This window comes from Enterococcus canintestini (assembly GCF_001885735.1).
GTDB lineage: Bacteria > Bacillota > Bacilli > Lactobacillales > Enterococcaceae > Enterococcus_C > Enterococcus_C canintestini.
Genome location: NZ_JXKG01000002.1, coordinates 197,509 through 221,194 on the forward strand (window position 1 = coordinate 197,509; position 23,686 = coordinate 221,194).

At 36.8% G+C, this 23,686-nt stretch carries 16 protein-coding genes; 14 read left to right on the plus strand and 2 right to left on the minus strand.

What is annotated here, in order from left to right; genetic code table 11:
• The first annotated feature begins 128 nt into the window (after positions 1–128).
• Together RU96_RS02375 and RU96_RS13150 are read left to right on the plus strand one after the other, a co-directional pair.
• Positions 129–1,595, plus strand: coding sequence for an alpha-amylase (locus RU96_RS02375; protein ID WP_071863951.1), 1,467 nt, complete (start codon positions 129–131; stop codon positions 1,593–1,595).
• 16 nt (positions 1,596–1,611) lie between these two features.
• Positions 1,612–3,126: hypothetical protein (locus RU96_RS13150; protein ID WP_249024137.1), on the plus strand; the 1,515-nt coding region annotated here is incomplete at its 3' end.
• A 1,057-nt stretch (positions 3,127–4,183) separates the two neighbouring features.
• Here RU96_RS13150 and RU96_RS02385 read toward each other — a convergent pair.
• Positions 4,184–5,710 carry a ClC family H(+)/Cl(-) exchange transporter gene (locus RU96_RS02385; protein WP_071863952.1) on the minus strand — a complete coding sequence of 509 codons (1,527 nt, stop codon included), beginning with the start codon at positions 5,708–5,710 and terminating at the stop codon, positions 4,184–4,186.
• 247 nt (positions 5,711–5,957) lie between these two features.
• Here RU96_RS02385 and pcrA point away from each other — a divergent pair, with 247 nt between their 5' ends.
• The 12 genes from pcrA (at position 5,958) to budA (ending at position 22,219) form a co-directional block, all read left to right on the plus strand.
• A complete protein-coding gene (gene pcrA, locus RU96_RS02390; protein WP_071864040.1) occupies positions 5,958–8,174 on the plus strand; it encodes a DNA helicase PcrA in 2,217 nt (738 codons plus the stop codon).
• A gap of 22 nt (positions 8,175–8,196) precedes the next feature.
• A complete protein-coding gene (ligA, locus tag RU96_RS02395; RefSeq protein ID WP_071864041.1) occupies positions 8,197–10,224 on the plus strand; it encodes an NAD-dependent DNA ligase LigA in 2,028 nt (675 codons plus the stop codon).
• Entirely contained in the window at positions 10,214–11,311 is a 1,098-nt protein-coding gene (locus RU96_RS02400) for a CamS family sex pheromone protein (RefSeq protein ID WP_071863953.1), read from the plus strand. The genes ligA and RU96_RS02400 overlap by 11 nt, the downstream gene beginning before the upstream one ends.
• Before the next feature lie 94 nt (positions 11,312–11,405).
• Positions 11,406–11,711 carry an Asp-tRNA(Asn)/Glu-tRNA(Gln) amidotransferase subunit GatC gene (gatC, locus tag RU96_RS02405; RefSeq protein ID WP_071863954.1) on the plus strand — a complete coding sequence of 102 codons (306 nt, stop codon included), beginning with the start codon at positions 11,406–11,408 and terminating at the stop codon, positions 11,709–11,711.
• Positions 11,711–13,180: an Asp-tRNA(Asn)/Glu-tRNA(Gln) amidotransferase subunit GatA gene (gene gatA, locus RU96_RS02410; protein WP_071863955.1), complete on the plus strand. Its 1,470-nt coding sequence runs from the start codon at positions 11,711–11,713 to the stop codon at positions 13,178–13,180. Before gatC ends, gatA begins: the two co-directional genes overlap by 1 nt.
• Positions 13,180–14,610 carry an Asp-tRNA(Asn)/Glu-tRNA(Gln) amidotransferase subunit GatB gene (gatB, locus tag RU96_RS02415; RefSeq protein WP_071863956.1) on the plus strand — a complete coding sequence of 477 codons (1,431 nt, stop codon included), beginning with the start codon at positions 13,180–13,182 and terminating at the stop codon, positions 14,608–14,610. Before gatA ends, gatB begins: the two co-directional genes overlap by 1 nt.
• 7 nt (positions 14,611–14,617) lie before the next feature.
• Positions 14,618–15,667, plus strand: a complete 1,050-nt coding sequence (locus tag RU96_RS02420) for a diacylglycerol kinase (RefSeq protein WP_071863957.1) — start codon at positions 14,618–14,620, stop codon at positions 15,665–15,667.
• 143 nt (positions 15,668–15,810) lie between these two features.
• The gene (rlmD, locus tag RU96_RS02425; protein WP_071863958.1) at positions 15,811–17,190 is read left to right on the plus strand and encodes a 23S rRNA (uracil(1939)-C(5))-methyltransferase RlmD; all 1,380 of its coding nucleotides are present in this window, start codon (positions 15,811–15,813) and stop codon (positions 17,188–17,190) included.
• Between the two features lie 345 nt (positions 17,191–17,535).
• Entirely contained in the window at positions 17,536–18,492 is a 957-nt protein-coding gene (locus RU96_RS02430; protein ID WP_071863959.1) for a hypothetical protein, read from the plus strand.
• Between the two features lie 193 nt (positions 18,493–18,685).
• Positions 18,686–19,501 carry a bifunctional hydroxymethylpyrimidine kinase/phosphomethylpyrimidine kinase gene (gene thiD, locus RU96_RS02435; protein ID WP_071863960.1) on the plus strand — a complete coding sequence of 272 codons (816 nt, stop codon included), beginning with the start codon at positions 18,686–18,688 and terminating at the stop codon, positions 19,499–19,501.
• Between the two features lie 272 nt (positions 19,502–19,773).
• The gene (gene alsS / locus RU96_RS02440; protein ID WP_071863961.1) at positions 19,774–21,426 is read left to right on the plus strand and encodes an acetolactate synthase AlsS; all 1,653 of its coding nucleotides are present in this window, start codon (positions 19,774–19,776) and stop codon (positions 21,424–21,426) included.
• A gap of 79 nt (positions 21,427–21,505) precedes the next feature.
• Positions 21,506–22,219: an acetolactate decarboxylase gene (gene budA / locus RU96_RS02445; RefSeq protein WP_071863962.1), complete on the plus strand. Its 714-nt coding sequence runs from the start codon at positions 21,506–21,508 to the stop codon at positions 22,217–22,219.
• Between the two features lie 112 nt (positions 22,220–22,331).
• On the opposite strand, the gene RU96_RS02450 is transcribed toward budA, so the two are convergent.
• Positions 22,332–23,654, minus strand: coding sequence for a metallophosphoesterase (locus RU96_RS02450; RefSeq protein ID WP_071863963.1), 1,323 nt, complete (start codon positions 23,652–23,654; stop codon positions 22,332–22,334).
• Between the last annotated feature and the right edge of the window lie 32 nt (positions 23,655–23,686).

Sequence of the window (23,686 nt, forward strand, 5' to 3'; positions counted from 1 at the left end):
CGTTCAAAATAAATCACAGAAGAAATAAAAAACTAATGGTGAGGGGAAAATTAGTACTTGGAAGGGTTAACAATTGAAAAAGCTGTCATTTTTTGGCTTAATTATAAGTAGGAGGGTGTTGGTAAAATATGAAGAGAACGTTATTGCAGGCATTTCAATGGGAACTTGAGGCAAATAGTAATCACTGGAATTTGCTTGGCGAAGAAATAGATTATTTTAAAGAATTAGGAATAAACGCATTGTGGTTACCGCCAGCGGCAAAAGGATCTGCGGGTGTCAATGATGTGGGATATGGCACTTATGATTTATACGATTTGGGAGAATTTGACCAAAAGGATACCGTGCCCACTAAATATGGTACCAAAGCAGAATATATAAACGCGATAAAAAAACTGCAAAAAAATCAAATTGAAGTTTATGCAGATATTGTTTTTAATCATTTTATGGGAGCAGATGAAACAGAACAAGTTTCAGCTGTAAAATATAGTTGGGATAACCGTAATCAGCAAATTAGTGATGAAGAAGAAATCGAAGCTTGGACACGCTTTACCTTCCCAGGTCGGCAAGGTAAGTATAATGACTATGTTTGGACTTGGCGCAATTTTTCAGGCGTTGATTATGATGCCCATAATAAAGATCATGCAATTTTCAATTTAGCAGACAAGGGCTGGGTTTCAGATGTTGATTCAGAAAACGGTAATTTTGATTACTTGATGGGCTGCAATTTGGATATGACTTATGAAGAAACTGTTCAACAATTAGATCGATGGGGAAAATGGTTTTTAGCCGAAACTGATGTTGACGGCTTTCGGTTAGACGCTGTAAAACATATTCAATTTGATTTCTTCGTGGATTGGTTATTACGGCGCCGCAAAGAAAAAGGAGCACCTCTTTTTGTAGTAGGAGAGTATTGGACAGATGAGTTGGATAAATTGGAAAATTATATCGATTCGTCTGGAAATTTAATTTATTTATTTGATGTACCTTTACATTTTAATTTGTATCAGGCTAGTCGCAGTAATGGCGATTTTGACTTGCGGGAAATTTTCACAGGTACTTTAGTGGAGTCAAGACCAGATTATGCAGTTACTTTTGTTGATAACCATGATACCCAAAAAGGACAAAGTTTGGAATCTTGGATTGATGGTTGGTTTAAAGTCCATGCTTATGCGCTAATTTTATTACGTAAAATTGGAACACCGACAGTCTTTTGGGGAGATTTATATGGAATTCCCACACAAAATATCGGTGCAGTTGGCAAAAGCTTAGAATATTTGTTGAAAATTAGGCGTCATCTGGCTTATGGTAATGAAGTTGATTATTTTGATGATCCTAATTGTATTGGTTGGGTTCATACTGGTGAATTTGAAAAAGAATTATCCGGTTTTGCGGTAGTTTTAACAAATGCAGACGCGAATCAAAAAGAAATGACAATTAGTGCGATTCATGCGGGTAAAACTTTTGTAGATGTCCTACAAAATAATGAGACAAAAGTCGTCTTAGACGAAAATGGAAGGGGGGTGTTTCCGGTAAATGGTGGGCAAATTTCTGTTTATGTTAATGAAGATGTTGCAGAGTTAATCTGGAAACAATAAGAAAAGAGGGGAAAAAATGAAAAAATTAGGTGTTTGGTTTGGGTTGTTGTGTATCTTGCAAGGTGTGGTGCCTATGCAAGTTGTAGCAGAAGTTTTACCAGCAGATCCGCGTACAACGCAAAGTGCTGGAACAACGGATCCTTGGGTATCAGATGAAATGATAACGCAAAGTAGCGCAACGAGTGATTCTGTAATAAGTAGTACTGTTAGTGAAGAAGCGGTTGAAAGTAGCACTGCGACATCAAGTAGTAAAGAAAATACGGCTACTACCGAAAGCGATACGTCTACATCAGAAACAGAAAGTCCACTTTTAGCGCCACAAGATCTATTACCAAAGAAAAATAAAGTTGGCGATTTCAAATATGTAACGCTAACAAGCGATAATACTAATTTGAAATTATTTCAAGATTTAACCAATTTAAATGTCTGGAACACGCCAACAAAGAATCAATTAAATAAAACATATCAAATTAAAGAAGTTTATCGTTTTAACGAGCAAGATTATTATCTCCTTGGGGATACTACTAGTGAGCTTGGCTATGTAGTAGCTTCAGCGGTTAAACCAACTACTTTTTCTCAAGGTAGTGAGCTACCATATGGAGAAGAAAAGTATTTTGTAGCTGTGACTGAAACGAATGCTTTATGGAAAGATTTCTCACAAGCGCCCCAATCAACAAAAAGCATTTTACGTAAAACATTAAAAGCAAAAGGGTATTATCTTGATTTTGATGGTACACGGTATGAAGTTTTAGTCGATAGAAATGGTGCGCAACAAGGGATTGTGAAAACCAGCGCCTTGAAAGCTACGAATGCAGGTGGGATTTATCAATCTGCCAAGCAATATGTTACTTTTGTTAAAAACAATAGTCCAATCTATAATAATTTTGCTTTAAGTGTACGTAGTAAAACAAATACTTATTATTTAAAAACCTATGAAGCGCGTGGGTTCTATCTCCATTTTAATGGAACTAAATACTTAACAATTTACGATAATAAAGGCAAATGGATTGGTTATGTCCCAGAAAACTTTGTTAAAACAGGCAATGGTAAAGGCGGGATTTACCAAAGTAGCAATCGCTACATTACCTTTACGAGCGCTAATTATGCGATGTATAGTAATTTTAATTTCAAAAAATTAGGAACGACAAAAGGGTTATACAAAAAAACTTATCAAGCCCGCGGTTACTATGAGCATTTCAATGGCGCAAGATATTATACGGTTTACGACAACAAAGGCAAGTGGCTAGGTTACGTCAATGCCGCCAGTGCCAAAACAGGTAATGGTAAAGGTGGGATTTACCAAAGTAGTAATCGCTATATTACCTTTACGAGCGCTAATTATACCATGTATAGTAATTTCAATTTCAAAAAATTAGGGACGACAAAAAATTTGTATAAAAAGACCTATCAAGCCCGCGGTTACTATGAGCATTTCAATGGCGCAAGATACTATACAGTTTATGACAACAAAGGCAAGTGGCTAGGTTACGTCAATGCTGCCAGCGCTAAAACAGGTAATGGTAAAGGTGGANCTATACAGTTTATGACAACAAAGGCAAGTGGCTAGGTTACGTCAATGCTGCCAGCGCTAAAACAGGTAATGGTAAAGGTGGAATGTATCAGAAATTAGGGGATGAAGGTGTCGTTATCTCACGAAATTATGCGACATACACCAATTTTAATTTTAAAAAGAGGGGAAAAACCTCATCTGTCTTTAATCAAAGTGTTCAAGTGCGCGGCTACTATCAACACTTTAATGGCGCAAAATATTACACAATTTATAATGCTAAAGGTAAATGGCTAGGCTATGTTAATAGTGCTGCAGTGCGCATTAAAAAAGGCGCAGCCACTTATTTAGGTACAAGTCGGGCGCGAGTATTGAAACATTTAAAAGCAAATGAAAAAAATGGCTTTTACGTCGGAACACGCTATCGTGGTCTTGGTTATGGTGGCGTTAGTAACCAAGAAGTATTCATGCAGCCAAAAGGAAATCCAAATAAATATGGACAAGGGATGAATTGTACAGGTTTTGTGGCAGCTGCAATGCGTAACAGTGGCGCAAATCTAGCCCCTATCTCTCGTTTAGGTTACGGCGGAGCTGCCAATGCGACATTATGGCGCGATTCTTTGAAGAAAAATTGTAAATATTATACTTATGGTTCCATTAGTGCGTTATTGAAAAGCGGTCGTGCGAAAAAAGGGGACATTTTGTATTTAGAAGGCCGCTGGGGTGAGTATGGTGCCGATTGTCATATTGGGATTTTCTGGGGAGACAACGGACATCAAAACCGCTTCTGGCACCAAGTATTAGCAGGCAATATGATCTCAAATATTTTCTCAGGGACGCCTTATTCTATGGTTTACTTATTCCCACAAGAATAAAAAGCTTTACTAAAGCGACTGAGAAAAAATGTGTATTTCAAAAACAGATTGTGACAAAATCAAAAAGCTTCTAGATGTAAACAGAAATTACTTTTTTAACACCATTTATTTGCAAAAAGGCAGTGACAAAATTTTTGTCACTGCCTTTTTGGCGGGAAATTTCTTATAACAATTGTTTAATGATCAAGAGCGAGTTACTATATTTTTTATAGCTGTTCATTGATAGTTCGGACAATAGAACTAGCATGTGTCGTATCCGTAAGTATTTCTAAAGTATCTCCAATTTTCATGACGGTATCTCCATGAGGAATAATCTCACGGTCACCTCGATGTAATAAAGCCAATAACATGTGGTCTGGCCATTCAAAATCTCGGACTAGAGTTCCATCGAGTTTACTGCCAGCTAAAACAGGGATTTCAACGATTGTTCGTTGACCGATGAGATGCGTTTTTTTGCTTTTAACCAGACGTTCCAAAAGAGCTTCGTAAATCGGATCTCCGCCAAGAACATCCACAACAATATAAGCTACAAGTGCTGTTAAGCCAAGCGGCATTAGATGAACAAGGGAGCCGACCATCTCAGTCACTAAGATAATTGCAGTCAATGGAGCTTTACCGATTGCAGCGAAGTAGCCAGCCATGGCAATGACAATAAAATCTTTGATGAAAACAGGCTCTAAACCGAAAGTTGTAGTGGCGAAATTTGCAAATAAGCTACCGATAATTGCGCCTAGTGTTAAGATTGGCAAGAAGATGCCGCCGGGCAGACCCGAGCCATAAGAAACCATCGAAAAAGTAAAGCGTAAAAATAATAATAAAAAAAGTGCAATTAGTGTAGGCGAATGTTGACCTAAGGCAAGAATGATTTGATTTCCTCCTCCTAAGATATGAGGAAAAAAAAGACCGATTGGAATAATTAGAACAAAAGGTAAAACACCACGAAAATAACTAGGTAGAGGTAGCAGAGCATACCAATTATCAAGCGCTAATAAAATAATTTGATAAAATCGTCCTAAAACACCTAATAATATACCTAATAAAATTAACAGCCAATAATGTCTTAGTGGTAAAGAAGGAATGTCCCCTAAATGCAATACCGGTTGTAAACCAAAAAAAGTTAAAGAAACGAAATTTGACGTTAATGCCGCCGCAAAAGAAGTTAACCAAACAAGAGGTGAAAAATTGTGATGGACTTCTTCTACAACGAATAATAGACCGGCAATAGGTGCGTTAAAAGCCGCCGCTAAGCCAGCAGCAGCACCACTTGACAGTAAGATTTTTTCTTCGCTCTTCGTGGCTTTTAGTTTAACGGCAATACCTTGTGCACAACTAGCGCCAAGTTGAATAGAAGGGCCTTCTCGTCCTAGAAAAAGTCCAGTCCCAACACTTAAAATACCACCGACAAATTTTTTCCATAGAACAGACCACCATGAAACATTCACTTCATCTTTTAATTGGCCCTCTACTTGCGGAATCCCACTACCTTTAATATTAGGATCGCTTTTAATTAATAAACCAACCACAATTGCTAAAAAAATCATAAATAAACACCAGGGGATTAGCCAAAGGGGGTGGCTTTTTAGTTGACTATAAATGAGTGGCAACACTTCACCAATTTTTTCAATTGCCAGTCGAAATAAACTAACCACAACTCCTGCTAAACCACCAACTAACACGCCTTTTGCAATGTATTTTATTTTGGTTTTATCCAATGTATCTAAAAAATTCTTCACAACAACCCCGCCATTTCATTTATTCACTTGTCAAAAGTCTGCGTTTTTATCATAGCGGATTTTTTTATAGAGGACAAATAGAAATCGTAGCTTAAAAAAATTTGTTTTTTTTTTGTTTTAAAACCTTTATAAAAAACCCAATATTTTTTTCTTTTTCAATTTATCCAAAGAGGCTAAAATGCTATAATTGAAAAGATTGAATGAGAGAGGATGTTGTAAGGTGTCACCCAATTCATTATTAGAGGGAATGAATCCTCGGCAAAAAGAAGCTGTAAAGCAAACTGAAGGCCCACTGTTAATTATGGCAGGCGCCGGTAGTGGTAAAACACGCGTATTAACTCATAGAATCGCGTATTTAATTGAAGAAAAAGAAGTAAATCCTTGGAATATTTTAGCAATCACGTTTACTAATAAAGCTGCTAAAGAAATGAAAGAGCGGGTTAATAAGATTATTCCTACTGGTGGTCAAGATGTTTGGGTATCGACGTTTCACGCTATGTGTGTGCGTATTTTAAGACGAGATGTTGACTATATTGGGTATTCTCGTAATTTTACCATTATAGATAGTTCAGAGCAGTTGACGTTGATGAAGCGTGTCTTAAAAGAGCTAAATATCGACCCTAAAAAATATGATCCCCGTTCCATTTTAGCGGCTATTTCTAATGCAAAAAACGCCCTTTTAACGCCTAGTGATTATGAAGCACAACAAGGAGCTTTTTTTGAAGAGATTGTAGCGCGTTGTTATGATATGTATCAACAAGAGTTAAAAGTAAATGAATGTATGGATTTTGACGATTTAATTATGAATACCATTCGTTTATTCCACGATCATCCGGAATCATTACAGTACTATCAAAATAAATTTCATTATATTCACGTAGATGAGTACCAAGATACTAACCATGCCCAGTACACTTTGGTAAATATGTTAGCGGCCCGCTTTAAAAATTTATGCGTAGTCGGTGATGCCGACCAAAGTATCTATGGCTGGCGGGGAGCGGATATGCAAAATATTCTGGATTTTGAAAAAGATTATCCTGATGCTAAAGTTATTTTGTTAGAACAAAATTATCGTTCAACTCAAACTATTTTAACTGCAGCCAATCAAGTAATCCAAAACAACCAAAACCGCAAAGACAAAAAATTGTGGACAGAAAATGATGCAGGAGAAAAAATCACGTATTATCGAGGCGATAACGAACGGGATGAGGCGCGTTTTATCGTAAGTGAAATGCAAACAAAGCGTCAAACGCAAGCGCGGGAATACGGGGATTTTGCTATCTTATATCGGACCAACGCCCAATCTCGTGTAGTGGAAGAAACATTATTAAAAGCCAATATTCCCTATAAGATGGTGGGAGGACATAAATTCTACGATCGTAAAGAAATCAAAGATATTTTGGCCTATTTACAAGTAATTGCTAATCCTGCTGATTCTTTAAGTTTTGAACGCATTGTGAATGTACCAAAGCGAGGGATTGGTGCTACTTCTTTAGAAAAACTACGCCAATTTGGAAATCTTCACGGTTTTTCACTTTTAGAAGCTGCCGAAAATTCCGCTTTAGCTAATATTAGTGGCAAAGCCGGTAAAGAGTTGGAAAGCTTTGCTACACTCATTACCAATTTTCAAAAGATGAGCTCGTTTTTAACGATAACGGAACTAACAAAAGAAGTCTTGGCAAAAAGCGGTTATGAAGACGATTTAAAACGCCAAAATACGCTGGAATCTCAAAATCGTTTAGAAAACTTAGAAGAGTTTTTGACTGTAACCCAAGAATTTGATAAAAATTATGAACGGGAAAATGAAGAAGATACAGAAAATGCAGCCGATAAGTTATCTGTTTTTCTAAATGATTTGGCTTTATTATCAGACGTAGATAGTTTTGAAGAGTCCAATAGTCAGGTCACTTTAATGACGCTGCACGCGGCCAAAGGTTTGGAATTTCCAGTAGTCTTTTTAATTGGACTAGAAGAAGGTATTTTTCCTTTATCTCGCGCTTTGATGGAAGAAAATGAATTAGAAGAAGAAAGACGCTTAGCTTATGTTGGAATTACGCGTGCAGAAGAAGAATTATATTTAACCAATGCTTTTACTCGCACATTATATGGAAAAACACAATATAACCGTCCTTCACGTTTTGTAGAAGAAATTGAGGATCAGTTGTTAACAAAAGCAGGACAAGTTGTACAGCCTGCAAATAACCGTCCCTTTGCCACCAGAAAAGCTTATGCAACAAGGCCAGCCTATGAACAAACAGCAACAACTGGTGTTCATGCTAAACAAAATACTGGTGGTGAAAAAGCTGCTTGGCAAGTGGGCGATAAATTACGACATAAAAAATGGGGCGTCGGGACAGTAGTTAAAACAAGTGGTGCCAAAAAAGATATGGAATTAGATGTAGCTTTCCCTGAACAAGGAGTAAAAAGACTACTTGCTGCGTTTGCCCCGATTGAAAAAATCTAGTTTTCAGAAAGGAAAAGTGGAGATGGCAGAATCAATGGCAGATTTAACCAAAAAAGCAGCTGCTTTAAGACAAGAATTAAACAGATATGCTTATGAATATTACGTTAAAGATAATCCAACTGTAGAAGATTACGTTTACGACAAACTCTATCATGATTTAGTAGCAATCGAGATGCAATATCCCGAACTTGTTACTGCTGATTCTCCTACCCAACGTGTGGGAGGAAAAGTTTTACAAGGATTTGAAAAAGTTGTTCATGACGTGCCGTTGTATAGTTTAAATGATGTTTTTAGTAAAGAAGAAATTGAGGCTTTTATTAACCGTGTCACAAAAGAGTTAGGCAATGACGTCTCTTACGTTTGCGAGTTGAAAATTGATGGATTATCGGTGACATTGCGGTATGAAGATGGCCTGTTTGTGCGAGGTGCTACTCGTGGAGATGGCACAGTCGGTGAAAATATTACGGAAAATTTAAAAACAGTGCGTTCCATTCCGTTGCGTTTAGAAGAACCCCTCACGATCGAAGTGCGGGGTGAGTGTTTTATGCCAAAGAAATCCTTTGTGGCCTTAAATGAACAAAGAGACGAGGCGGGACAAGCTATTTTTGCTAACCCCCGTAATGCGGCAGCGGGAAGCTTGCGCCAACTAGATCCCAAAATAACGGCAAAGCGGAATTTGGATACCTTTTTATACACGGTGGTAGACTTTGGTCCGTTGCATGTAGACAGTCAAGCGGCTGCTTTAAAGCAATTGGAAAAGGTTGGTTTTCATGTGAATCCAAACCGAAGAATATGTAAAAATATTGATGAAATTTGGGACTACATTGCAGAATTTCAAGCAAGCAGAGGAACGCTACCATATGAAATTGATGGTGTCGTAATTAAAGTCAATGATTTTCATCAACAAGATGAACTTGGTTTTACCGTCAAAGCACCAAGATGGGCGGCGGCTTATAAATTCCCTCCTGAAGAAGCGCAAACTGAGCTTTTAGATATTGAATGGACTATTGGTAGAACTGGTGTGGTGACGCCTACTGCTGTTATGACCCCTGTTCGTGTGGCGGGAACAACGGTGAGTCGCGCTAGTTTGCATAACGTTGATTTCATTAAGCAAAAGGACCTACATGTAGGAGACACTGTAACTATTTATAAAGCTGGTGATATAATTCCTGAAGTGGCGCAAGTTGTTCTGGCTTTGCGACCAAAAGACAGCAAACCTTACCCTATTCCTACACAGTGTCCGGTGTGTGGTAGTGAGTTGGTCCATTTAGACGATGAAGTGGCGTTGCGTTGTATCAATCCGAAATGTCCGGCTTTAATTAAAGAAGGCTTACGTCATTTTGTCTCACGAGATGCCATGAACATCGATGGTTTAGGTCCTAAAGTCTTAGCCCAGATGTATGATCATCACTTATTAAATGACGTTGCTGGTTTGTATAGCATCACAGAAGAACAATTACTGACTTTACCAAAAATCAAAGAAAAATCGGCTAACAATATTTTACAAGCGATTGCCAGCAGTAAAAATAATTCAGTTGAACGGTTATTGTTTGGTCTTGGGATTCGTCATGTCGGAGCTAAGGCAGCCAAAATATTAGCCGAAAATTTTGGCAACTTAGAGACAATTGCCAAAGCGGATAAAGAAAGCATTGTTGCTTTAGATACTTTAGGTCAAACCATCGCTGACAGCATTGTGACGTATTTTGACAATGAAGAGGTCCATGACCTCCTAGAAGAACTAAAAGCAGCCGGCGTGAACTTTACTTATAAAGGTCGCTTAGTAAATAAGACAGAAATCGATTCGCCATTTAATGACAAAACGGTTGTTTTAACTGGTAAATTGACTCACTATAATCGTAATGAAGCCAAAGAAAAGATTGAAAATCTTGGTGGAAAAGTAACCGGCAGTGTTTCAAAGAAAACAGATATTGTCGTAGCTGGTGAAGATGCTGGCAGTAAACTAACAAAAGCAGAAGAATTAGGCATTACTGTCTGGAATGAACAACAGATGGTAGAGGCTTTGGATAGGAGTTTAGTTCATGAAGATTAAATCATTATTTTTAACTAGCGCTATGTTACTGCTCCTCTCTGGTTGCGGCAATTTAGATAAGGGTGTTAGTAATGTTGATAATGGGAATAAATCAGATGGAGGCAATATGACAACAGGTCGCATTGATCGTTCTGAATATCAGGCTATCATCAATGACGGTCGCTATAAAACAAGTGCAGCAAGAGAGCTAAATGCCACTAAATTAAATAGCGGTTATAATCAAGATAATTTTGAATCGGGTTTATTACGCTTATCGCATCAAACATTTTCACCAGATAAATACTTCTTTCAAGAAGGTCAAAAACTCGATTACGATACTATTGAAAAATGGTTGGCGCGCAATTCAGATGACAATAATCAAGGTTTAAACCCGGCTGATGAAAGTCAACCAATTATTTTCCAACAGTTAATGGAACAAGATTTCTTAAAAGAGGATGGGAAAACATTAGCTGGGATGTCTTTAGGCTTTGCTTTTAATTCGGTCTACTATAGCAATGATAGTGAAACTTCAATTTCTCGCGATGAATTAATGGCCAATGCTAGAAAAACGATTAATGCGGTTTTAACAAGAGTTCGTAAAATGGAAGGATTAAAAAATATTCCCATCGTCGTAGGTATTTTTGAACAAGCTTCAAAAGAAGATATTAATGGTGGTAACTATATTTATACAGCAGTTAGCAAAGATGGTGGCACTACGATTGCTGATTTTAAGGCAGTAAATGAAAGTCATTTGTCGCTACCAGTAGCTTCTGAGGTTAAGAACATCGCTACACAAGATGGAATGAGCACTAAATTTAATTCTTTTCAAGCTGCTGTCCAAAATTTCTTTCCTAACTTAGTAGGTGTGACAGGCCAAGTTTATTATGTCGATGAACAAGTTGAAAATTTAACGATCAATATTGAAACAAAATATTATAGTAAAACTGAAATTACTAGCTTTACGCAGTATGTGGGTAAACAAGTGGAATCCATCTTTGATTCTGTCGCTGGGAATGTCGAGGTTCAAATTAATTCTGTCGAAGGTCCACAAGCTTTCGTGGCCAAAAAACCGGAACAAAAAGAGATTATTTCCTATATTTTCAATTAGTTACTTGAAAAATAAGCAGAATTATTTCATTATAGAAAAGAAAAAGTATTTTGTGCACCATTTAAATACTTAGTGGCAAGAAAGAAGGGGTAGTATGGCAATTAGTGAAGAACAAGTAAAGCACGTGGCGAAACTTGCAAAACTTGCATTTTCTGAAACAGAAGCAGTAGAATTTACTGATCAATTAGGCAAAATTATCGAAATGGTTGAACTTTTAGACGAAGTCGATACAACTGGCGTTCCATTTACATCTAATGTGGTAGAAACAGTTAACGTTATGCGCCCAGACCGTGCCGAAGCTGGCATGAATCGGGATGATTTAATGAAAAATGTACCAGAAAAAGAAGACGGCTTTATTAAAGTGCCGGCGATTATTGATAATGGGGAGGCTGGCGCTTAATGGAAAACTTATATGATAAAAGTTTAAGTGAACTACATGATTTATTAGTGGCAAAAGAAATCACTGCCACTGATTTAACCGCATCGACAATCGCGCGGATTAAAGAAACAGAACCACAAGTAGAAGCATTTATAACTGTCAGTGAAGAAAAAGCTCTCGCACAAGCCAAAGCGTTGGACTTAAAAGGAATTACAGAAGCGAATGTTTTAGCCGGTATTCCAATTGGGATTAAAGATAATATTGTTACAAAAGATATTTTAACTACTGCGGCTTCTAAAATTTTATCAAATTTTGAACCAATCTATGATGCGACAGTAATGGACAAAGTTTATCAAGCCGATATGATTCCGGTTGGTAAATTGAATATGGATGAATTTGCAATGGGAGGAAGTAGTGAAACTTCTTACTTCAAAAAAACCAAAAACGCTTGGGATGAAAGCAAAGTACCAGGAGGATCTTCTGGTGGTTCAGCTGCGGCAGTAGCTGCCGGCCAAATTCCAGTTTCATTGGGTAGTGATACGGGTGGTTCTATTCGCCAACCAGCAGCATTTAATGGCATTGTGGGAATGAAACCAACTTACGGCCGTGTCTCTCGTTTTGGCTTGATTGCTTTTGCGTCTTCTTTAGATCAAATTGGACCTTTAACTCGCAATGTTAAAGATAACGCCTTAACCCTAAATGCGATTAGTGGTTACGATGAAAAAGATGGTACTAGCTCTGGTATTTCAGTGCCAGATTTTACCGCTAATCTTGAAAAAGGCGTGCAAGGCCTTAAAATTGGTTTACCAAAAGAATATTTAGGTGAAGGTGTCGAACCTGGTGTTAAAGCAGCGATTGAAAAAGCAGCGGCTACCTTTGAAAAATTAGGAGCAACTGTTGAAGAAGTTAGTTTACCCCATTCAAAATATGGTGTTGCGGTATATTATATTATCGCCTCTTCTGAAGCTAGTTCAAACTTGCAACGTTTTGATGGTATCCGTTATGGCTTCCGGGCTGAAGATGTTGAAAACTTGGAAGATGTTTATGTAAAATCTCGCAGTGAAGGTTTTGGTACAGAAGTTAAACGTCGGATTATGTTGGGCACATTTTCTTTGAGTGCTGGTTACTATGATGCTTATTTCAAAAAAGCAGGTCAAGTACGGACTTTAATCAAACAAGATTTTGATAAAGTGTTTAATGACTATGATTTAATTATTGGACCAGCTTCACCCACCGTTGCTTTTGGCTTAGGTGAAAAAATCAATGACCCTGTTACAATGTATATGAGTGATATTTTAACGATTCCAGTAAACTTAGCGGGACTACCAGGAATGTCAATTCCAGCTGGATTTTCAGAAGGGTTACCAGTCGGTTTACAAATTATCGGTAAACAATTTGATGAAGCTACAATGTATCAAGCTGCTGCAGCTTTTGAAGGTGCAACAGATTTCCATTTACAAAAACCAGTGATTTTAGGGGGGAATAAATAATGAATTTTGAAACAGTTATTGGGTTAGAAGTTCACGTGGAACTAAAGACCAACTCTAAAATCTTCTCACCTGCACCAGCACATTTTGGCGCAGAGCCAAATAGTAATACTAATGTTATTGACTGGGGCTATCCTGGGGTTTTACCAGTAATGAATAAAGCGGCAGTTGAATTTGGTATGAAAGCAGCGCTAGCATTAAATTGCGAAATTTCAAAAGAAACACATTTTGATCGCAAAAACTATTTTTATCCGGATAATCCTAAAGCTTATCAAATTTCACAGTTTGATCAACCAATCGGACATGACGGCTGGATTGAAATTGAAGTAGAGGGGAAAAAGAAAAAAATTCGGATTGAACGGGTGCATTTAGAAGAAGATGCCGGTAAGAATATGCATGGTATTGGCGGTTATTCTTATGTCGATTTAAACCGTCAAGGCACACCTTTGATTGAAATTGTTTCAGAAGCAGATATGCGCTCACCAGAAGAAGCCTATGCGTATTTAGAAGCATTACGTTCTATTATTTTATTTACCGATGTCTCAGATGTCAAAATGGAAGAAGGCTCCATGCGTTGTGATGCCAATATCTCCATTCGCCCTTATGGACAAGAAGAATTCGGAACAAAAACGGAATTGAAAAACTTAAATTCCATGAGTTTTGTTAAAAAAGGTTTGGCCTTTGAAGAAAAACGTCAAGCAAAAGTCTTGCTTGCTGGTGGACAAATTCAACAAGAAACACGTCGTTTTGATGAAACTACCAATAAAACTATCTTGATGCGGGTTAAAGAAGGTTCAAGTGATTACCGTTACTTCCCAGAACCAGACATTCCCCGATTTGTGATTGATGATGAATGGATTAGTAAAGTAAAAGCAAGTTTACCTGAATTACCAGCTTCTCGTCGTTTACGTTATATCAATGAATTTGGCCTACCAGAATACGATGCTAAAGTTTTAACCTTAACCAAAGAAATGTCTGATTTCTTTGAAGCAACTCTTGCTGCCGGTGCAGATGCTAAACTCGCTTCAAACTGGTTAATGGGTGAAGTATCGGCTTACTTAAATAGTGAAAAACTTGAATTAGGCGAAACAAAATTAACACCTGCTAATTTAGCTGGAATGATTGTTTTAATTCAAGATGGTACGATCAGTTCAAAAATTGCTAAAAAAGTTTTCCGCGAATTAATTCAAAACGGTGGCGATGCTAAAGCTGTTGTTGAAGCAAAAGGTTTAGTGCAATTATCTGATCCTGCTCAATTACTGCCAATTATTAATGAAGTTTTAGATAATAACGGGCAATCAATTGAAGACTTTAAAAACGGTAAAGACCGCGCTGTTGGCTTTTTAGTGGGACAAATTATGAAACAAACGAAAGGGAAAGCAAATCCAGCTGTTGTGAATCAATTACTCCAGACTGAATTGGCTAAACGCTAATAAGAGTATGAAAAAAGCACGTGTGATTTATAATCCAACATCAGGTAAAGAGGCAACAAAACGTAGCTTAGCCGATATTTTACAAGTATTGGAACAAGCAGGGTTTGAAGCCAGTGCTTTTGCAACGACTCCAGAACCAAATTCAGCTAAAAATGAAGCTACGCGGGCTGCTAAAGCTGGCTTTGATTTAATTGTTGCCGCCGGTGGTGATGGTACCATTAACGAAGTCGTTAATGGTATCGCCCCTTTAAAGAAACGTCCGAAAATGGCCATTATCCCCGCTGGAACTACAAACGACTATGCCCGCGCTTTGAAAATTCCCCGCGATAATTTAAAAGCTGCCGCTGAAGTCATTTTAAAAAAACAAACGATTAAAATGGATATCGGTCAAGCCAGAGAAAATTATTTTATTAATATTGCCGCTGGTGGTCATTTGACTGAACTGACTTATGATGTTCCTTCTGAATTAAAAAGTATTTTCGGGTATTTAGCCTACTTAGCTAAAGGTGCAGAATTATTACCCCGCGTAAAACCTATTAAAATGCATTTAAAATATGACGAAGGTGAATACAAAGGAAATGCTTCGATGTTTTTCTTGGCTTTAACGAACTCTGTTGGTGGCTTTGAACAAATCGCTCCGGATGCTAAACTAGATGACGGTAAATTTTCACTTATTATCGTGAAGACGGCTAATATTTTTGAAATTGTCCATTTGGTAGCTTTAATGTTAAATGGTGGGAAACATATCAACGATAAGCGAATTATTTATACTAAAACTAGTCGTTTAGAAGTAGATACAATTGGTGAAAAAAATCAATTAATGATCAATCTTGATGGCGAATATGGTGGAGATGCACCGATGACGTTTATCAATCACCATCACCATATTGAAATGTATGCTAATCTTGATGCGATTCCTGACGATGCGGTCGTGGGTTATGAAGAAGAAGCGGAATACGAAGAAGTAAGTCGTGATTTTATTAAAGAAGTTGAAAAATTGACGGATGAAGATATTGATGGTGATGGTCAAATCGCGGATCAAAATGATAAGAAATAATTATAAACTCCACATTCATACAGACGGATGTGGAGTTTTTGGTTGTATATGTCAAGGTTATGCCTTAGAATAAACAAGGATTGTTTAGTGAGAATCAGTCAGCAGCCGATGCGGTTGTTTTTGTTCTAAATTTAGGAGGAACTATGAAAAAAACAGATCAAGTATATCCAGTAGTAAAAAACAATGAATATGAAGTAACTATTTCTGACTTAACTTATGAAGGCATGGGGGTGGCTAAAATTGATCATTACCCATTATTTGTAGATAATGCTCTCCCCGGGGAAAAAGTTATTTTAAAAGTAATTAAAGTAGGCAAAAAATTTGGGATTGGGAAAGTTCGTTCTTATTTGGAAAAAAGTAGCAAGCGTGTAGATATAAAAAATGAAGACTTATTACGAACTGGTATTGCTCCTTTGAGTCATTTGGCTTATGAAGAACAGTTACTTTTTAAACAAAAACAAGTGGAAACAGTTTTACAAAAAATTGCTAAAATGCCTGATATTCCGGTACTTCCTGCTATTGGAATGGCAAAACCTTCAGGCTATCGAAACAAAGCGCAAATTCCTGTCCGCCGAAAAGACGGAAGACTCCAAACGGGCTTTTACCGCAAAAATAGTCATGATTTGGTTGCAATTGAAGACTTCTTTATTCAAGATCCAGCGATTGATGCAGCCATTATTAAAGTCCGTGATATTTTAGAACGCTTCAATGTTAAAGCGTATAACGAGCAACAACACGAAGGTTTATTGCGTCATATAGTGATTCGTCAAGGGCATTATTCCCGTCAGATGATGGTGGTATTGGTAACGTTACGTAACAAATTTTTTAAAGCCGAAGAAATTGCCAACCAAATTCACCAAGAAATTCCTGAGGTTGTTAGTGTTATTCAAAATGTTAATACTGAAAAAACTAACGTTATTTTTGGTGAGAGAGAAAAATTACTTTATGGTAAAGATCATATTGAAGATACATTGTTAGGAAAAACATTCCGGATCTCTGCTAAGTCTTTTTACCAAGTTAATACAGAGCAGGCCGAAGTATTGTATGAAACAGCTTTTGAGATGGCAGCCTTAAAACCGGATGACGTGGTTATTGATGCATATGCTGGAATTGGGACGATTGGTTTATCAGTTGCTGATCGTGTTAAACACGTTTATGGGATGGAATCAATTCCAGAAGCGGTGGCAGATGCACAAAAAAATGCAAATTTAAATGGCATTGAAAATGCAACTTACTTAGTCGGTGATGCCACAAAAGTAATGGGGCAGTGGTCAAAAGAAGAAATGCAGCCGGCAGTCATTTTTGTTGATCCACCCCGAAAAGGATTAACGCCTGACTTTATTCATGCAGCTTGTGATATGCAACCAGAAAAAATTGTATATATTTCCTGTAACCCAGGAACAATGGCTCGTGATTTAATTGATTTCAAGGCTAGAGGATATAGCTGTGAAAAAATCCAACCGGTTGATTTATTCCCACAAACCACGCATATTGAAGCAGTCGGCCTATTAACAAAAGATTAATGATTTATTTTTAGGTTTAGCCGATTGGCTGAACTAGCCTAATTGAATAAAAAAGTTTGATATTTAACTAAACTGAAGATAAAGACGTCTTAAAAAAGGGACGTCTTTATTTTTTTGCAGTAAAACAAAAAGGAACGGGCAAGGTGAGATTAATCAAATTAATTTAATTAACGGTTATGCAGTTAATTTTTACAAAAAGGCTAAAAAGGCAAGAAAACTAACAAGAATGGTATAATAATAATACTAGTAGCATGACTAAGGCGCATATTATTCATAAGGGCTGAAATAAAATTTTTGAAGAATTTAGTCGATATTTTGATGCGGATCTTAAAAGGAGTGAAAAAAATGAAACTAGGTCGCTTTTCCTATCTTTTAGCTTTATTAGCTACACTGACAGCCTGTAGTACCAAAACCACAACAAATGAAACAACAATGACAACATCAACATCAGAATCAGTTGCTAAAACCGATTCAACGACTAAAGAAACTACTACTGCTAAATCTACCGGTGTTTCAACTACTACAGTAAGTTCAAGTGAAAAAAATGTGTCAATTACACTCGCTGGCATTTTTTATACTGAAACAGGAGAAGAAGCTCAAATTCGCAATTTAAGGCAAAATGAATGGGAAATTTTCTATCCAACCTCAGAAGGAAATGTAAGTGGTACGTTTACGACAAATTGGCAAGAAACAGATAGTGGAATGCAGTCTGATAGTATGTTAAAAAAATCAGATGGCAGTGAAAATTTTGAGATCTCAATTCGATACCGTAATGAAGAAAATATTTTTATTACGATGGGAGATGGCAATGTTAATCACGAAATGAAGTTGACGAAACAAGCGCCTCAAGTTGATGCCCAATATGAGGAGATTTTAAAGGGTGATTTATCTAGCTTTGCGGGTCAATTTTCTAACGATCAATTCAATCAAACCATTGCCGAGTCAAATTTTACCTTGGGTGGCTACAGACCAGAAGATTATTTCAACAATCAAACCACAGTTTTTCCGGCAATTGTTCAAAACGGCTATTGGAATGGGATTACTTCACATGGTAGTTATGAAATTAGACAATCCGATTTACCTAAAAAAGTCGACAACTACTATCTGGTTCACGTTTACGGTGCAAACGCAGGAGCTAATGATAGAAAAATTACGTTTTATCTGGTACCGCCTTTTGTTAAAGGCCCGGATGGTATTGCCGCAAAAGAAAAACGCGTATTTCAAGTAATGGCTAATGGATCGCTTTATCCTTTAGAATACCAAAAAGAAAATTGGTGGCAAGATTACCAGCACGAAGAATAAGTTTTAATCATGTAGAGAATGGATCGTTATGATTTATTAAACAAGTACATAAGAAATTACTCTTATGATTAAAACAATAAGATACGTTTCATTGCTTAAACTTGTGTTTCAGAAGAGTTAAAATTAAGTAGTGAGGGTCGCTTTAATGTTTTGTGAATAAATTTGTTACTGAGATAAAAAGGAGATATGAAAAATGGAACAATACCCACAAGCTTTAACAATCGCAGGCTCTGATAGTGATGGATCTGCTGGTATGCAGGCAGATTTACATACATTTTTTGCTAGAAAGGTGTATGGTGCTTCTGTTATGACTGCTTGTGTGGCAGGCAATTCCTACGGTATTGAAGCTAGTGTCACATTGCCTTCAACATTTATTGATAAAGAATTTGAATTATTGGCTGCTGATTACAAAATTCGGGCAAGTAAAACGGGAATGTTAGCCAATTCTGAATTAATCAAAACTGTTGCTAAAAATTATCGTTTATATGATTTTGGTCCGTTAGTCGTGGATCCGGTAATTGTAACGAAACATGGCAACATGTTAATTGAAGAAGAGGCACTAAAAACTTTGAAAGAAGAGTTGCTTCCTTTGGCGACAGTTTTGACACCAAATTTCTATGAGGCAGAAAAACTAACCGGAATCGCTTTAAGACAAGAACAAGATTTTGTTGCAGCTGCAGCTGTTTTACAAAAAATGGGTGCTAAAAACGTCGTCATAAAAGGTGGCCATCATGATGAAAAACAAGAAGAAGTTGTGGATTATTTAGTATTAGAAACAGGGGAAAGCCACTGGTTAAAGGCGCCTTATCACAAAACCAACCGAATTAATGGTACTGGTGATTCGCTATCTGCCTGTATTGCAGCCGAATTGGCAAAAGGCAACGATGTTTTAACCGCTGTGAAAATTGCCAAAGAATTTGTTAATCATGCTATTGCAGCTGAATTAATTGTTGGCCACAAATTTGGCCCCATTAATCATTGGGCAGGTAATAATTTTGAGTTAGCCTAAGTGTTGTGACTTAAAAATACGGACGAATTCCCTAAACTAAAAATAAGAGTAAAAGCTTGTAATCAGGCTTTTACTCTTATTTTTAGTTTAACTTGAACCGTTACTAACTAAGTAACTAAGCACAGTTTAAAGTCCATAGTTTTCAATTGAAAGAATGTAAAAATATTTTTCTGCAAAACAGATAAAAGAAGTGTATCATCTTTGATAAATAAAGAAATGAGTGGTATATTAACTTTTGTTAGTGATACAGATTTTTAAGGAGATGTAACACAGTGAGTAAAAAAGGTGCAGAAATTATTGTTAATAGTTTAGAAAATCATAACGTACCATTCATTTTTGGTATTCCAGGTGCCAAAATTGATGGTGTTTTTGATACATTAGCCGATCATGGCCCTAAATTAATTCTTGCTCGTCATGAACAAAATGCAGCGTTTATGGCCCAAGCAATTGGTCGTTTAACAGGGGAGCCGGGTGTAGTAATTGCTACTAGTGGTCCCGGGGCAAGTAATTTAGCTACAGGATTAGTAACAGCGACAGCTGAAGGTGATCCAGTTTTAGCCTTAGCCGGTCAAGTAAAACGTTCAGATTTATCAAAATTAACCCACCAAAGTATGAATAATGCAGCATTATTTGCACCAATTACTAAATATAGTTCTGAAATACAAGATCCAAATACTCTTTCAGAAAATATTGCCAATGCTTATCGCATCGCAAAAACAGCTAAAAAAGGGGCAAGTTTTTTATCGATCCCGCAAGATGTCACTGATGGAAAAGTTAACGGAGAAGCGATCAAACCTTTGGCAACGCCAAAACTAGGGGCTGCTTCTGATGCAGATATTAATGAATTAGTAAAACGTATCAAGGAAGCAAAATTACCCACTCTATTAGTAGGCATGCGAGCTTCTGGTAAAAAAGAAACAGCAGCGATTCGATTATTGGTTGAAAAAACCGGCATTCCTGTTGTGGAAACTTTTCAAGGTGCGGGTATTATTTCTAGAAAATTAGAAGATCACTTTTTTGGCCGTGTGGGATTATTCCGCAATCAACCAGGAGACATGTTGTTAAAACGTAGTGATTTAGTAGTAGCAGTGGGATATGATCCAATTGAGTATGAAGCTAGAAACTGGAATGCAGAAAAAGATGCGCGCATTGTTGTCATCGATGAAGTACCAATGGAAATTGATCAATATATGCAACCAGAAGTAGAACTAATTGGTAATATTGAAAAAACAATTAAAAAGTTAAGTGAAGCCATTGAAAATTATCATTTATCAACAGATGCTAACCATTACCTAGCGACTTTACAAGCAAAATTGAGCCATAATACGCAAGAATATCCAATCAAGCAAGGAAAGGTTCATCCTTTGGAAATTATTGATACTTTACAAAAAAGTGTTTCAGATGAAATGACGGTTACTGTGGACGTAGGTAGCCATTATATTTGGATGGCTCGTCATTTCCGTAGTTATGAACCAAGACATTTATTGTTTAGTAATGGGATGCAAACATTAGGTGTTGCTCTTCCATGGGCGATTTCAGCTGCATTGGTACGCCCAAATACGCAAATTTTCTCCATTTCAGGAGATGGTGGCTTTTTATTTTCTGCTCAAGAATTAGAAACAGCAGTACGCTTAAAACAAAAAATTATCCATCTTATTTGGAACGATGGAAGTTACAATATGGTGGAATTCCAAGAAGAAATGAAATATGATCGTTCATCAGGTGTGCATTTTGGTTCTGTTGATTTTGTGAAATATGCTGAGGCTTTTGGTGCCAAAGGCTTAAGAGCTACTTCAAAATCAGAGCTAGAAAAAGCAATTGAAGAAGGCTTAGCTACCGATGGCCCGGTAATAATTGATATCCCCGTTGATTACGCAGATAACAAAGAATTAGGCAAGACAATTTTACCCGATCAATTTTATTAAATTTTAGATATTTACGTGGTTTATGTATTCATAAACGAATTCTATGTTTTTCTAAAGTCAAAATAGGAGAGGATTTAATATGACTGTGAAAACGACAAGTTACCTTTATCAACATGGAACCTTAGGTGGTCTAATGCAAGATTTAATGGACGGCACTGAAAAAATTGGTACACTGTCTAAGTATGGCGATTTTGGGTTGGGAACATTAGAAGGATCCAATGGCGAAGTTATTTTTTTAGACGGTACAATTTATCATGCTGGTGAAACAGGAAAAATTAATCGATTAACAGGAGCAGAATTAACGCCGTATGCAGCAGTTACGCAATTTGAATCGGACCGTAATTTTTTTGTTACTGCCAGTGATGATGATGCTCTGAAAACAGAAATTTTGCAAAAAATTAGTCATAATTTATTTGCTGCGATTAAAATTCATGGGACATTTACACATATGCATGTACGCGTAGCTCCCAAACAAGTGAAGCCATATCCGCGCTTTGTAGAAATAGCGCGCAATCAACCTGAGTTTGAAGCAACTGACATAACTGGGACGATTGTGGGGTTTTTCACGCCCGAATTATTTCACGGGGCTGCTGCCGCGGGTTTTCATCTACATTTTATTAGTGATGACCATAAATTTGGTGGACATGTACTAGATTTTACAATAGCTAAAGGAAAAGTAGAACTAATGGAATTAGCGGAATTTAGACAACATTTTCCTACCGAAAATCCGGAGTATTTAGAAAAAGAAATCGAAATTTCAAAAATAGCTAACGACATTAAAGAAGCCGAATAAAAAATAATAGCTAAGGTAGCGGATTTCATATTAATTTTGAAAAAAGAATGCGTAATAAAAAAACTTTAGAAAAACGATTAATAATTTGTTTTTCTAAAGTTTTTTAGTATCACTATTTTAATGGCTGGACGACTATTTTTTGATCTGATAAATTATCGTCTTGTAGACTATAGTCAAGATATTGTTGTAAAAAAGGAGAATATTTTTTTAAGTTATCATAAGCTTCGGAGTCTTTTATAGCTGCTATTTGGTTTGAAGAATAATTATCATTACCAGTAAAATAGTTATAATTAACTTTTGCCACTAACTTTGCGACAGGGTCTAAAATTTCTTCATCTCTAACATTTTGTTCCAATAGTTGTTGATAAGCTAGTCTTTCACCATCTTTTATAAAAAGATTCTTTAAATAGGTATTGTGATGACGCAAATTTTGATCAGTTTTTTTATTTTCTTTTGCCCATGTTTCGACATTAACTTGTTTACGCTTATAAATAATTCGATTAGCTTGGAGTTGTAATTCACCATAACTATGATCTGCAATTGCAAAGGAACTCGTAACAACTTCTATGATTGATGTTTCTCCCGTTGGATCTTTCATGATGTCTTGAGCATGAATATGACCAGAAAACACGATGGGAACGTGATATTTAGCAAAAAGTTTTTTTACAATCTTATCGTTTGAGAGAACATATCCTTTATAAATAAGAGGGTTATGTTTAAACAAATTGTGATGCATAAAAACAATGGGGATTTTCTGATTGTTTTCGGTGGTTTTTAACCTGTCTTCAAGCCAAGTGAGCGTAGCTTCTTTTACTTGTCCACCAGTATGTGGTTGGGCACGACTATTCTGAATCGGATATTCATTTGTGTCTAAAAAAATGAAATCATACGTTTTGTTAATATTTACCGCATAACTTAATGAAGCAGAATCCGTATCAAAAGCCATTTTATACCCATCAGGAAAAAACTGTTTAAAGTCTGCCGGTGAAACTTGGTCGATTCGCTCTTTTTTATCTTCTTGATACTTTCTAGCCCAACCGTCATAAATATCATGATTACCCGGGATGGCCAAAACGGGAATATCAATAGCTTTTAATGGAGAAAAAATTTGTGCCATTTCTTTGGCACTTTGCCTTTCACCGTTTAAGGTTAAGTCACCTGTTAATATAATGGCTGCAGGCCGTTCTTTTTTTGCTTTTGCGACAAATGCGCTTAATGATGCTACTTGATAATCCAAATCTTTTCCGGCCGCTGTTTTTTTGATAAACTGAAATTCTTTTCCGTCATCGTGAAGCGACGGGGCAATAAAGTGAATGTCTGTAGCTATCCAAAAGATATCATTAGTCGAGAAACTTTTTGCGAATTTTTCATTTTCTTGGCAGCCGGCTAAAAAGAAATTAGTGCATAATAGCAAAAACAGTAATATTTTTTTCATTATTCTCACTCCCGCAGTTTATGATAGCACAA

Bases quoted from the DNA above. Each gene is read 5' to 3' on its own strand.
- RU96_RS02375 (WP_071863951.1), top strand. From the start codon at position 129: ATGAAGAGAACGTTATTGCAGGCATTTCAATGGGAACTTGAGGCAAAT.
- pcrA (WP_071864040.1), top strand. From the start codon at position 5,958: ATGAATCCTCGGCAAAAAGAAGCTGTAAAGCAAACTGAAGGCCCACTG.
- ligA (WP_071864041.1), top strand. From the start codon at position 8,197: ATGGCAGAATCAATGGCAGATTTAACCAAAAAAGCAGCTGCTTTAAGA.
- RU96_RS02400 (WP_071863953.1), top strand. From the start codon at position 10,214: ATGAAGATTAAATCATTATTTTTAACTAGCGCTATGTTACTGCTCCTC.
- gatC (WP_071863954.1), top strand. From the start codon at position 11,406: ATGGCAATTAGTGAAGAACAAGTAAAGCACGTGGCGAAACTTGCAAAA.
- gatA (WP_071863955.1), top strand. From the start codon at position 11,711: ATGGAAAACTTATATGATAAAAGTTTAAGTGAACTACATGATTTATTA.
- gatB (WP_071863956.1), top strand. From the start codon at position 13,180: ATGAATTTTGAAACAGTTATTGGGTTAGAAGTTCACGTGGAACTAAAG.
- RU96_RS02420 (WP_071863957.1), top strand. From the start codon at position 14,618: ATGAAAAAAGCACGTGTGATTTATAATCCAACATCAGGTAAAGAGGCA.
- rlmD (WP_071863958.1), top strand. From the start codon at position 15,811: ATGAAAAAAACAGATCAAGTATATCCAGTAGTAAAAAACAATGAATAT.
- RU96_RS02430 (WP_071863959.1), top strand. From the start codon at position 17,536: ATGAAACTAGGTCGCTTTTCCTATCTTTTAGCTTTATTAGCTACACTG.
- thiD (WP_071863960.1), top strand. From the start codon at position 18,686: ATGGAACAATACCCACAAGCTTTAACAATCGCAGGCTCTGATAGTGAT.
- budA (WP_071863962.1), top strand. From the start codon at position 21,506: ATGACTGTGAAAACGACAAGTTACCTTTATCAACATGGAACCTTAGGT.
- RU96_RS02450 (WP_071863963.1), bottom strand. From the start codon at position 23,654: ATGAAAAAAATATTACTGTTTTTGCTATTATGCACTAATTTCTTTTTA.